The organism is Pseudomonas sp. ASL7 (assembly GCF_056680375.1).
In genome coordinates, this window is the sequence record NZ_CM155279.1 from 2,320,108 (window position 1) to 2,333,268 (window position 13,161).

Genomic DNA, 13,161 nt, shown 5'->3' on the forward strand with positions numbered 1-13,161 from the left:
AACATGACACGCAAAGCGTTCACCTTGTTCGACCCGAAACTGATTGGCCCGGCCATGGTCCAGTCCGTGCACAAACTCGATCCCAGGATCCAGTGGCGCAACCCGGTGATGTTTGTCGTCTACATCGGCGCGATCATCACCAGCGCCCTGTGGGTCCAGGCCCTGCGTGGCCAGGGTGAGGCCAGCACCGGGTTCATCCTCGCGATTACCTTGTGGCTGTGGTTCACCGTGCTGTTCGCCAACTTTGCCGAAGCCCTGGCCGAGGGCCGAAGCAAGGCTCAGGCGGCTTCGCTGCGGAACCTGAAAAAGGAAACCTGGGCCAAGAAATTGCACGAACCGCACTACGGCGCCGAGTGGCAATTGGCGCAATCGAGCGGTCTGTGCAAAGGCGATGTGGTGCTGGTCGAGTCCGGCGACCTCGGGGACTCGATCATCCCCGCCGACGGCGAAGTGATCGAAGGCGCGGCCTCGGTGGATGAGTCCGCTATTACCGGCGAATCGGCTCCGGTAATCCGCGAGTCCGGCGGCGATTTCTCTGCCGTGACCGGCGGTACGCGGGTACTGTCGGACTGGATCGTTGTCCGCGTGACCACCAACCCGGGCGAAACCTTCGTCGACCGTATGATCGCCATGGTCGAAAACGCCAAACGGCAAAAAACCCCGAATGAAATCGCCCTGTCGATCCTGTTGGTGGCGCTGACGATCGTGTTTCTCGGGGTGACAGTGACGCTGCTGCCCTTCTCGCTGTTCGGGGTTGCAGTGGCTCAGTCCGGGACGCCCGTCTCGATCACCGTCCTCATCTCGTTGCTGGTGTGCCTGATTCCCACCACCATTGCCGGTTTGCTCTCAGCAGTCGGTGTGGCGGGCATGAGCCGCATGATGGAAGCCAACGTGATCGCGACATCCGGCCGCGCGGTGGAGGCTGCCGGTGACGTGGACGTTTTGCTGCTCGACAAAACCGGCACCATCACCTTGGGCAACCGTCACGCCTCGGCATTCTTGCCGGCGCCGGGGGTCAAGGAAGCAGACCTGGTAGACGTGGCGCAGCTCGCCTCCCTGGCCGACGAAACCCCCGAAGGCCGCAGCATCGTGGTGCTGGCCAAACAACGCTTCAACCTGCGTGAACGCGACATTGCCGCGCTCGACGCCCACTTCGTGCACTTTTCCGCGCTGACCCGCATGAGCGGCGTCGACATGGGTAGCCGCCAAGTGCGCAAGGGCGCCGGCGAAGCGATCCTGCGGCATGTCCAAAGCCTGGGCGGCCACTTCCCGGCAGAAGTGCAAACCATCGTTGAAGAGGTGTCTCAGCGGGGTAGTACGCCGCTGGTGGTCGCCGATGGGGCCAAGGTGCTGGGTGTCATCGAACTGAAGGACATCGTCAAGGGCGGCATCAAGGAGCGCTTTGCTGAGTTGCGGCGCATGGGGATCAAGACGGTCATGGTGACGGGGGACAACCGGATCACCGCCGCCGCCATCGCCGCTGAAGCGGGTGTCGATGACTTTCTGGCCGAGGCGACCCCCGAACAAAAACTGGAACTGATCCGTAGCTATCAGGCCGAAGGCCGGCTGGTGGCCATGACCGGCGACGGCACCAACGACGCCCCGGCGCTGGCGCAGGCCGATGTCGCGGTAGCGATGAACTCGGGGACCCAAGCGGCCAAGGAAGCCGGCAACATGGTCGACCTGGACAGCAACCCGACGAAGCTGATTGAGGTGGTGGAAACCGGTAAACAAATGCTGATGACCCGTGGCTCGCTGACCACCTTCTCGATCGCCAACGACATCGCCAAGTATTTCGCTATCGTGCCGGCAGCTTTTGTCACCACGTACCCGCAGCTCGCGGCACTCAACATCATGGGCCTGACGAGCCCGAACTCCGCCGTGCTGTCGGCGGTGATTTTCAACGCGCTGATTATCATTTTCCTGATTCCCCTGGCGCTCAGAGGCGTGAAGTACCGCCCGGTCGGTGCGGCCCTGCTGTTGCGGCGCAATCTGTTGATCTACGGACTGGGTGGGGTGATCGTTCCATTCATTGGCATCAAAGTGATCGACATGGCGTTGTTCGCTGTCGGTCTGACTTGAGGGAGTACGGCTATGTTATCTCTGCTCCGTCCCGCGATGACTCTGTTCGTTGCTCTGTCACTGATCACCGGACTGGCCTATCCACTGGTCACCACCGGAATCGCCAGGCTGGTCTTTCCCCATCAGGCCGCCGGCAGCCTGATTGAACGAGACGGCAAAGCTGTGGGCTCCCTGCTGATCGGCCAGGGTTTCAGCGATCCGAAGTACTTCTGGAGTCGCCCTTCCGCCACCAGCCCAATGCCCTACAACCCGCTGGCCTCGGGCGGCTCGAACCTGGGCCCGTTGAACCCGGCACTGGCGGACGCGATCAAGGGCCGGATCGCCGCCCTGCACGCAGCTGATCCAGGCAATACCGCCACCGTGCCCGCCGACCTGGTCTACAGTTCCGCCAGTGGTCTTGATCCGCATATCAGTATCGCGGCAGCACAGTACCAGGCGGGCCGGATTGCACGGGTGCGCAACCTGCCCATCGAGCGGGTTCATCAACTGATCAGCGAGCATTCTGAAAACACACTGCTTGGGTTTCTTGGCGAGCCCCGGGTCAACGTCCTGGCACTGAACCTGGCACTCGACGCCGCACATTGAGTACACACGGTGAGCTTGATGGCCGAACAACGTCCCGACCCGGACCAGCTACTGGCCCGGATTCGCGAAGAGGAAGCGCAAGCCAAACGCGGTCGGCTGAAGATTTTTTTCGGCGCCAGTGCCGGTGTCGGCAAGACCTACGCGATGCTGGCGGCCGCCCAAACGGCGAAACAACAGCACATCAATGTACTGATCGGCGTAATCGAAACCCATGGCCGCGCCGAGACCCTGGCCCTGACAGAAGGCCTCGAACAGCTGCCCCTCAAGCAAGTCGTCGACAAGAACCGTACCGTGACCGAGTTCGATCTGGACGCCGCGCTTGTGCGCAATCCCGACTTGATTCTGATCGACGAACTGGCTCACTCCAATGTCATCGGCTCCCGGCATCCAAAGCGCTGGCAGGATGTGGAGGAACTGCTTAGCGCCGGTATCGACGTCTGGTCGACCATGAATGTCCAGCACCTGGAAAGCCTGAACGACATTGTCGGCGGCATCACCGGTATTCGGGTCTGGGAGACGGTGCCTGACCATGTTTTCGACACGGCCGATGAGGTGGTCATCGTCGACTTGCCACCCGACGACCTGTTGCAGCGCTTGAAGGAAGGCAAGGTCTACATGGCACAACAGGCCGAGCGCGCGGTGCAGAACTTCTTCCGCAAAGGCAACCTGATTGCCCTGCGCGAATTGGCGTTGCGCCGAACGGCCGACCGCGTCGACAGCGACATGTTGCAGTACCGTAAAAGCAGTGCGGTCAAACCGGTCTGGGGTACCCGCGACTCTCTGCTCGCCTGCGTCGGCCCCCATGAGCAGGCAGAAAAGACAGTACGTTCAACGGCTCGTCTGGCCGCTCAGCTCAATGTGCCCTGGCATGCCGTGTATGTCGAAACCCCAGCCTTGCAGCGCCTGCCTGAAGCCGAGCGACGTCGCATTTTGGCGACGCTGAAACTGGCGCAGGACATGGGCGCGCAGATTTCGACCCTGGCCGGTCAGGACATCGCCGAAGTTCTGGTCAAATACGCTCGGCAGCACAACCTTTCAAAAGTCGTGCTGGGCCGGGACGAACGCCCAAGGCATCGACTATGGCGACGTGAGCTTGCCGAGCGGATTGGTGCGCTGGGCGCCGATCTTGACGTGATTCAAGTCTCGCTGCCGGCCAACCGCCGCCCGCAAGCCGAGAGCACGGCCACCTCCGGTGAAAGCCAGATCGTGTGGCGGCCCTATATCTGGAGCGCGGTACTCTGCGCGGTGACGACCCTGCTGGCCTTGCCTCTGGCCGGGCTCCTGGAACTGGCCAACATCGTCATGCTCTTCCTGCTGGCCGTTGTCGCCGTCGCGGTACGCTTTGGTCGTGGTCCGGCCGTCATGGCGGCCTTCGTGTCAGTGGCGGCCTTCGACTTTTTCTTTGTCTCGCCGCGCTTTTCGTTCGCCATTTCCGATGTCCAGTACCTGGTGACCTTCAGCGTCATGCTCGTGGTCGCCCTGGTCATCGGCCAAATGACGGCCGGCCTGACTTACCAGGCGCGGGTGGCGCAACGGCGCGAAGACCGTATGCGGGCGCTGTACGAGATGTCTCGCCTGCTCTCCGCAGCGCTGATGACCGAACAGGTCGCTGAAATCGGTGCACGGTTTCTGTCCGCCGAGTTTGGTGCACGATCGGCTTTGCTGGTGGCCGATGACAATAACAAACTGCTGCCACCCATGGTCACCGGCGATGCCCCTCAAGTCGACATGGCCATTGCCCAGTGGTCATTCGATAAAACCGAACCGGCCGGTTATGGCACCGACACCCTGCCCTCCAGTTCGACGCTCTACCTGCCCTTGTCGGCGCCCATGCGGGTACGCGGGGTTTTAGCGGTGCAACCGCGGAACACCACTCGCTTGGCGGTACCGGAACAGCGACGCCTGCTCGACACCTGTGCGTCATTGCTGGCCATCTCGCTCGAACGGATTCACTACATCAACGTGGCGCAGGACACCACGGTTCAAATGGAGTCCGAGCGGTTGCGCAATTCGCTACTGTCAGCCATCTCCCATGACTTGCGCACGCCGCTGTCAGTGATGGTCGGGCTCGCCGAAGCACTCAAACTGACGAAGCCACCGCTCACCGGCGAAGCCGCCGAGATCGCCGTCGCGGTCGGTGAATCCGCGCTGCGCATGAACACACTGGTCAACAACTTGCTGGACATGGCGCGTCTTGAGTCTGGCAAGGTGGTGTTGAATCGTCAGTGGCAACCCATCGAAGACGTGGTGGGCAGCGCCCTGCGAGCAATGCAGCCGATACTGGGCAAGCGCTCGGTGCAAGTCGTTATGGACGATGACTTGCCACTGGTTCAAATCGACGCCGTGCTGATCGAACGCGTCCTCATCAACCTGATCGAAAACGCCGTGAAGTACACGCCGCCAGGCACCACCATCAGCCTCGGCGCGAGGGCCACGCCTGATAACATCGAGTTGTGGGTCGCCGACGAAGGCCCAGGATTGCCGCAGGGTCACGAAGAGGCAATCTTCAGCAAGTTTATGCGTGGCAAGAAGGAAAGCTCGATTCCTGGTGTCGGGCTGGGCCTGGCCATCTGCCGGGCCATTGCCCAGGCGCATGGCGGGACCATTGTCGGTGCCACACGGGCAGTGGGTGGGGCTTGCTTCACGTTACGTCTGCCCCGTGAAGCCCCTCCGATCATCGACCCTTTTGCGCAGCAGGCTGGCGAGGAGCAATCATGACCGAATCAGTGCCGCACGTTCTGATCATTGAAGACGAGAAGGAAATACGCCGCTTCGTGCGAATGGCCCTGCAAGCCGAAGGCCTGGAAGTTCATGAAGCCGATACCTTTCACCGGGGCCTCATCGACGCAGGAACGCGCCGACCCGACCTGATCGTGCTCGATCTGGGACTGCCTGACGGCGACGGCATTGATCTGATCCGGGACGTACGGAGCTGGTCACCGGTGCCCATTATTGTGTTGTCTGCCCGGGGTGCAGAGTCCGACAAAATCCTCGCACTGGACACCGGCGCTGACGACTATCTGGTGAAACCTTTCGGCACCGGGGAACTGCTCGCCCGTGTGCGCGCACTGCTACGCAGGCAGGCGAAAGAGGCCGAGAACACCTCCGTCCTGACCTTCGGCGACGTCCGCATCGACATAGAACGGCGCGTCGTGGAACGTTCCGGTACGCCTTTGCATTTGACGCCACTGGAATACCGCTTGCTGGTTCACCTTTGCTCGCACCCCAATCGGGTCCTGACGCATCTGCAGCTACTCAAGGCGGTATGGGGGCCCTCGCACACCACCGATACCCCTTACCTTCGTGTCTTCATGGGGGGGTTGCGCAAAAAAGTCGAAGTTGACCCGTCCCAGCCGCGTCATCTGGTGACCGAAACGGGTGTGGGTTACCGTTTTATTCCCTGAACGGTCGTTTATTGAACACCCCGCGATCCATGTAGCAGCTGGCGAAGCCAGCTGCTACAACGTATGCGTTGCTGCCTGAAGTTGCTCCATCGCCTCTGCTTTCTTGCCCAAGACGTGATGAGTGCGCAAAAGAAAATGCGACAACGCCGGGATCAGGATCAAGGCACCCAACATGTTCCACAAAAACATGAAGGTCAGCAGCAGGCCCATGTCGGCCTGGAACTTGATCGGTGACCAGACCCAGCACACCACGCCGGCCGCCAGGGTAATGCCCACCAATCCCACGACGCGGCCGGTGAACGACACGGCCTTGCGGTAGGCCTGCGACAACGACAAACCCTGACGCTGGTATTGCAATTGAACGCTGAGCAAATACAGCGCGTAGTCCACACCGATACCGACGCCCAGAGCGATCACAGGCAGGGTCGCCACCTTCACGCCAATGCCCATGGCCACCATCAACGCCTCGCAGAGAATCGAGGTCAGCACCAGCGGCAGCAACGCTACCAGTGTCGCGCGCCAGCTGCGGAAGGTGATCAGGCAAAACAACGTCACCGCCGCATACACGTAGAGCAACATGGTGTGATTGGCCTCGCGCACCACAATGTTGGTCGCCGCTTCGATACCGGCACTGCCGGCGGCCAGCAGAAACTGGCGATCCTCGGTGCTGTTGTCCTTGGCAAATCTGTCGGCGATGGCCACCACCGCATCCAGGGTCTCGGCCTTGTGGTCTTTGAGGAAGGCGATCACGGGCATCAGCGAGCAATCGGTGTTGAACAACTCAGGGGAGTTGACCGAGGCTTGCTGTGCGGCATAGTTCAGCACGTTCTGATTGCGCTGGATGCTGTTGAGCTTGGGATTACCCTCATAGGTGCCGGCCGTGATCTGGCGCACAGCATTGACCAGCGATGCCGTGGCTTGAACGCCTGGATATTGCTGAAGCTCCCAGGCCAGGCGATCGGCAAGGATCAACGTCTGGTAATTCAGGCAACCTTCCGCCGGGGTCTTGATCATCACGGCGAACAGGTCGCTGGACAGCGCGTAGTGGCTGGTGATGTAGGCGTTGTCACGGTTGTAGCGCGAGTCAGCGCGCAACTCCGGGGCGCCGCTGTCGAGGTCGCCGATTTTCAGGTGCAGGCTGACCGCAAAGCCACCGATCCCCAGTAACGCTGCCACCAGCACGGCACCGGTGGCCCATCTCGGTGTCGTGAAGCGATCAAGCTTGTCCCACAGTTTGCCGAAGCCGCTATGCGCCGCTGCCCGCGTGTCTATTTTCAATGCGCGCTCGGCGGCCTTGCGCCCGACGCCGATGTAGGACAGCGCCACCGGCATCAGCAGCAAGGAGGTAAAGATCAACACGGCGACACCAATACTGGCGGTGATCGCCAGGTCCTGAATCACCGGGATATCAATCAACATCAGGACGGCAAAGCCCACCGCATCGGCAAGCAATGCGGTGACCCCGGCGATGAACAGACGGCGGAAGGTATACCGAGCGGCAATCAGCCTGTGGGTGCCACGGGCGATGTCCTGCATGATGCCATTCATCTTCTGCGCCGCGTGGGACACGCCGATGGCGAAGATCAGGAACGGCACCAGAACCGAATACGGATCGATGGCATAACCCAGCCAGGCGACGATGCCCAACTGCCAGACCACCGCGATCAACGAACAACCGACCACCAGCAACGTGCTGCGCACACAACGGGTGTAGAGGTAGATGATGACCAGCGAGGTGACCACGGCCAGGCCGAAGAACATCATCACCTGGATCAGACCGTCGATCAGGTCACCCATCAGCTTGGCGAAGCCGATCACCCGGACTTTGTAGTGGCCCGTGCCCTCCACCCCGGCCTTGTGTGGGGTGCCGCTGGCGAACTCGATCTTGTCGCGCAGCTTTTCTTCGAGCATCCGCGAAAACTGGTGGTAGTTGAGGCTCTGGCCGGTGGCCGATGTTTTGTCCAGCAGCGGCACGACCAACATGCTTGACTTGAAATCGCTGGCCACCAGGCTGCCTACGATGCCGGCGCGGGTAATGTTCTGCCGCAGCTGTTCGATGTCCGACGGCGACCCCTGATAACTGTCGGGCATCACCGGGCCGCCCTGGAAACCTTCTTCAGTGACTTCGGTCCAGCGTACGGCCGGTGTCCACAGCGACTTCATCCAGGCGCGATCAACACCTTCGGTGAGGAACAGTTCGTCATTGATCTGCTTGAGCACATTCAGGTAGTCGGGGTCGAAGATGTCGCCCTGGGTGTTTTCCACCACCACCCGTACCGAGTTGCCCAGACCGCGTAGCGACTGGCGGTTCTCCAGGAAATTCTGAATATACGGCTGACTCTGCGGGATCATTTTTTCGAAGCTGGGGCGCAACTCCAGACGGGTCGCCGCCATAAAACCCAACACCAGGGTGGCCAGCGTCATGAGCACGATGAACAGCGGACGGTAGTTGAACACCAGCCGTTCCAGCAGGTTGCCGGAGCGCCGATCAAAGTCATGCAGATCGCGGATCACCGGCATGTTGTCTTGCTTGGTAATGGCCATGTCTGAGTACTCGCTTTTATTGTTCTGGCGCTTATTCTTTGAGAAGCACACGTGCACCGCGACTGCCCACCACGATCAGCGAACCATCGCTGGCCAGGGCGGCACCGGCCACCGGTGACGGGTTCTGTTGTGGCATCAATTGCAATCGGGCGTTGTTGGCCTGATCGACCAGCATGTGCCCCGCCTGGGTGAACAGCCGATAGTGACCCTGGGCATCAATCGCGGCGGCGGTGACACTGACTTGCAGGCCGGTATCGAAGGGTTTCCAGCTCGACCCGCCATCAGTGCTACGCAATACATTGCCGCGCAGGCCATAAACCACGACTTCGCCAGGCTTGCCGACGACACCGAAAAAACTGCCCTGATACGGGGTGTTCAGGGCGGCGAATCGCTGCTGCGCGTCGTCCCATTTCAGCACCAGACCTTGTTCACCTACGATGTACAGCGCATCGCCGGTCGACGTGATGGCGTTCAAGTGAAAGTTCTGCGGGTTGTCTGTGCGGTCCTGGAAAGGTGTCCAGGTCTGGCCACCGTCCTCGGTGCGCAGGATCAGGTTGAACACACCGACCACATAACCGTGCTTGTCGTCGGCAAACCAGACGTCGAGCAAGGGCTTGTCGGCGCCCTCCTCGACCAGCCGCTGGCCTTCCCCAACCCGCAACGGCCATTGTTCGTTGGCGGGCTCGGCAGTTGCCAGCGCCGCGTAATGTTTGACTAGCAACGCACCGATTTCTCGGCCGTCCAACTGCTTTTTCCAAGTCACGCCAGCGTCGCTGCTGTGCAAAATCACACCGTCGTTGCCGACCGCCCAGCCTTGTTCTGGGGAAGAAAAGTACACAGCATTCAGGTCGCTGCTGACCGGCACATTGGCCTGCTGCCATTGCTGGCCGGCATCATCGGAATAAAGAATGTGGCCGCGCTGCCCGACCGCGACCAGACGTTGCCCGGCATTCGCGACGTCAAGCAAAGGACTGCGCACGGCCAATGCACTCGGCTTTGCGGGCAGGTCCAGCACATCAACGTACCCGGAGGCTTGGGCAAGGCTCTGCCACAACGCCAACAGCATCACCCACATCAGCGGCGCGCGCGTTTTGAATGAACACATAGTGCGTCCTCTTGCCAAAGCTGGGGCCGGCGCTTTACAGCAACCGGCCCAGACTCTTGTTGTGCGGTACTTAGCGAACGCCATTACCGGCCAGCGCATCCGGTGACCACTGCGACTTAGCGAGCGGCGCGATGTATTTGATGCCGCCGTAGGCGCCCGACAAACCATTGATGTTGTAAGTCCCGCCCACCAGGTCATAGATCACGTGCGGCGTGGTGTTGGGGGTCGTCACATCGTAGCTTTGCGAAAGGAAGCTGAAAGAACCACGGTATAGCTGACCACGGGCATCGTACTGGTCGGATGCCAGAGCAACCCAGCTGTCCTCATCCAGATAGAAGCGGCGCTTGGCGTAGATGTGACGGGCACCGGCCTTGAGCGTGCCTTCCACCACCCACACCCGATGCTTCTCCCAGCGCACGTATTGCGGCGCCAAGTGATTCGGGGTAGTCAGGGCTTTCGGATCCTTGATGTAGCTCAGTGCGTAGGTGTTGTACGGCACGATCATTTCCTGCTTGCCGACCAGCTTCCAGTCATAACGGTCCAGCGCACCGTTGAAGACATACACGTCGTCATAGGTGCCGGAACCGGCGGTGCCCGGGTTTGGCGTGTCGTAGGCCAAGGTCGGCGCCAGCTTCACGCGACGTTGACCCGGCAAGTACTGCCAGGCACGGCGCTCCTGCACCAGCGGGTTGGCCGCATCCTTGAGCATGATCGCTTCACCCGCACGGCGCGCGGGGCCGGTGTAGAACAAGCGGGTCTGGAAGTAAGTGTCCTTGCCATCGATGACCTTGCTCGGGTCTTCGAAGATCGGGAACGAGTTGACGATCTCGCCGCTGGTGGCCAGGATCTGCGCGCCCGAGGAATCGACGTTCCAGGAATCATATTTGGTGGAATAAGCGACACCCTGATAGCGCAGCAGGTGATTCCACATGGCCTCGGCGCCTGACTGTGGAATCGGGAACGGCACACCAGGCAATACATTCTCGATGGCGTTGCCACCTTCCAGCGACTTGGCGCCAGTCGCGTTTTTCAAGGTGTTATCCAGCACACTTTGAGGCAACGCCACGCTACGGTGGGTCGGGTAGACATCAACGTGAAAGCTCGGAAAACGCTTGGCCAATTCGACGGTGACGGCGGTCAGCTTATCCTTGTACTGAGCGATATTCTTGCCATCGATTACCAGCAGCGGCTTCTCGTTGGCGTAGGGGTCGGGACGCATGGTGTCCCCTGATTTAAAACCCGCCGGCGCGGTGGTCAGTCCGCCGGCGTAGGCCGGAATGGAGCCGTCGGAATTGCCTGCTTTTTCGGCGCCGACCGCGGTCAGGCTGCTCCCCAGTTTAGCGGCGTCCGCGGCGGGTACCGCGGCCTGGACGAGGCCGGCGAAGGCCAGCGCAACGGAAGCAGTCAACAGATTGTGCAAGTAGTTCATTTTGTCGTTCTCCTGATTGTTTTTAAGCAATCGCGAATCAGAAAGTTGTCTTGAAGGTGGCAGTGACCATGCCGCGATCCTTGAGTTGGGCCGGGGTCCCGCCGAATGCGGTGGTTTGACCGGGTACGCAGTTGTACTGACCGTTAGCACCCGGTGCGGCGCCGTCTCCTTGACTGCCAGCGCTGCCTGGCGAACTGCAGGTGTCGAATGGACCGAAGTTGTCCACGTATTTCAGGTCGAAGCGGTACTGGTTGTGCACGTCCATGCCAACACCGACCGAATAGCTGCCGGCGTTCTCGTTACCGCCCAACTGCACGGCGGAGTTGCCTTTAAGGCCGACGTTGTAGGTCATCGGCAGGTACATATCGATGCCTGGGAAGACCTGGAACCAGGTCGGGGTGAAGTTGACGCCAATGAGGTAGTTGTCTTTGGTGACCTTGTCGGTGCCGTGGTACCAGTCCTCACCCTTGAACAGTTGCTCGTTGTCGGTCACCTTCAGCCAGCGGCTGTAAGCGAGTTCAACCAGCAAGGTCGAGCTGTCCCACACCGGCGCTTCGCCAAAGGTGGTCAGGCCGTTGAGCACCGCGTGCACGGTATTACCGCGAGCCACACCGTTTTCGCCGTTGAAGCTGCCGATGAAACCCGGCAAACCGGCGGCGGCCGCCGCCGGGCTGACAGTGCCCGCCACGCTGGCGAGGGGCATGTTTTCGCGGTAGTTCAGGTCGAATCCGACGCTGACGTCGCCGACGTTTTTCGACAGGCTGATGCCGTAGATATCGATGTCATCGACGTAGAACTGGTTGTAGCTGCCGATGTTGCCCGAGATCAGTTGAGCAGGACCGACGGCGGTCGGTTGCAGCACCAGGTTCGGCAGGATGTCGGAGGTTTTGCGGTAGTAGAAACCGAGCGTGCCGTCCAGCCATTCCGGGCTCCATTTGGCCATCAAACCGAAGTCACCGTGCTTGTCCGGGGTGAACGTATGACCATTGCTCAGGCGCAGAAACTGGTTGGCACCGATTGCGCCCGGAGCACCAAAAAACGGATTCTGTCCGCCAATCAGCGATAGGTTGTGCCCGCCGTTCTCGATGCCGTCGTTGAAGCCCAGATAGGTACCGGACTCCGGCAGGCGCGAAGCGTCCCAGTCGAGGAAATATTGCGCACCGAGGGTCAGCTCCGGGTTCAACGTGAAGTTGACGGACAGTTGATTACGCGGGATGAACAACTCCTTGGCTTCGGTGCCTGGTACCGCCAATGCCTTGGAAATATCAAGGGCAGACTGGCCGTAACTGTTGCCGTGGGCAAAGGCCAGGACGCTTTCGCCCCAGTACTGCGTGTGCTTGCCGAGCTTGGCGCTGAGGATCGAATCCTCGCCGACTTCGGTGCTGCCAAAAACGAAGGCATCGAGTATCTCGGACGACGGCCCGTTGTAGTAACGATCGGCGTAACCGCTGATATGGTGTGAGTCCGGGTGACCATTGTTGATCTGGTTGGTCGCCGCGTTGTCGCTGCCGACATCGTCGTAGGCATGGTCGTACCAACTGTTGGCGCTAACGCGAAAACCTGCCTGCTTTTTGTAGGTCACGTCCAGTTCGGAAAGCACATCGAGACGCTGGGCCACCGCACTGCCGGAGGAGAAGTTGCGATCACCGTCGTTGTTGTTCCACGAGTTGGCCAACTTGCTGTTGGGGCTTTCGACCCGCTGGGCATAGTTGAACTTGAACGTGTTGTCAAAACGCACAGCCCAGTCTTCACTTCCGGTGTCCAGTTCGAAGGCGTGAGCCGCCGGCCACGCCGCGACCAACAGCGCCGAGGCCAGCAGCGTTGGTTCCCAGACACTCACACCCGATTTTTTGTGTATACGCATACCTTGGCTCCGATTTTTTTTGTTGTTGTTTTTGTGTTTATGAAAAAACATCTGGCCACCCAATCCGGGCGCAACAGTGCTCACCACTCTTATCCCCATCAGGGGAGTGTTCGATTCATTTAAAGTGACCCAATCAATACCGCAGGAG

The 13,161-nt window shown here is 60.4% G+C and carries 8 protein-coding genes; 4 read left to right on the forward strand and 4 right to left on the reverse strand.

The window, feature by feature from the left end; translation table 11 throughout:
- Positions 1-3 precede the first annotated feature (3 nt).
- Genes kdpB through AC1MDT_RS10580 form a run of 4 tightly spaced genes read left to right on the forward strand, consistent with a single transcriptional unit; the run spans position 4 to position 6,071 of the window.
- Positions 4-2,082, forward strand: coding sequence for a potassium-transporting ATPase subunit KdpB (gene kdpB / locus AC1MDT_RS10565; RefSeq protein ID WP_480421966.1), 2,079 nt, complete (start codon positions 4-6; stop codon positions 2,080-2,082).
- A 12-nt stretch (positions 2,083-2,094) separates the two neighbouring features.
- The gene (kdpC, locus tag AC1MDT_RS10570; protein WP_480421967.1) at positions 2,095-2,667 is read left to right on the forward strand and encodes a potassium-transporting ATPase subunit KdpC; all 573 of its coding nucleotides are present in this window, start codon (positions 2,095-2,097) and stop codon (positions 2,665-2,667) included.
- An 18-nt stretch (positions 2,668-2,685) separates the two neighbouring features.
- On the forward strand, positions 2,686-5,385 hold the full coding sequence (gene kdpD, locus AC1MDT_RS10575; protein ID WP_480421968.1) for a two-component system sensor histidine kinase KdpD: 2,700 nt from the start codon (positions 2,686-2,688) through the stop codon (positions 5,383-5,385).
- The gene (locus AC1MDT_RS10580; RefSeq protein WP_480421969.1) at positions 5,382-6,071 is read left to right on the forward strand and encodes a response regulator; all 690 of its coding nucleotides are present in this window, start codon (positions 5,382-5,384) and stop codon (positions 6,069-6,071) included. The genes kdpD and AC1MDT_RS10580 overlap by 4 nt, the downstream gene beginning before the upstream one ends.
- A gap of 54 nt (positions 6,072-6,125) precedes the next feature.
- On the opposite strand, the gene AC1MDT_RS10585 is transcribed toward AC1MDT_RS10580, so the two are convergent.
- From AC1MDT_RS10585 to AC1MDT_RS10600, 4 genes are all read right to left on the reverse strand, one after another.
- Positions 6,126-8,615 (reverse strand): efflux RND transporter permease subunit, encoded by a 2,490-nt coding sequence (locus tag AC1MDT_RS10585; RefSeq protein ID WP_480421970.1) that lies wholly within the window; start codon positions 8,613-8,615, stop codon positions 6,126-6,128.
- A 31-nt stretch (positions 8,616-8,646) separates the two neighbouring features.
- Entirely contained in the window at positions 8,647-9,720 is a 1,074-nt protein-coding gene (locus tag AC1MDT_RS10590) for a WD40/YVTN/BNR-like repeat-containing protein (protein ID WP_480421971.1), read from the reverse strand.
- 70 nt (positions 9,721-9,790) lie between these two features.
- Positions 9,791-11,149: a DUF1329 domain-containing protein gene (locus AC1MDT_RS10595; protein WP_480421972.1), complete on the reverse strand. Its 1,359-nt coding sequence runs from the start codon at positions 11,147-11,149 to the stop codon at positions 9,791-9,793.
- Positions 11,150-11,186: 37 nt separating this feature from the next.
- Complete coding sequence (locus tag AC1MDT_RS10600) at positions 11,187-13,013, reverse strand: DUF1302 domain-containing protein (protein WP_480421973.1); 1,827 nt, start codon at positions 13,011-13,013, stop codon at positions 11,187-11,189.
- Between the last annotated feature and the right edge of the window lie 148 nt (positions 13,014-13,161).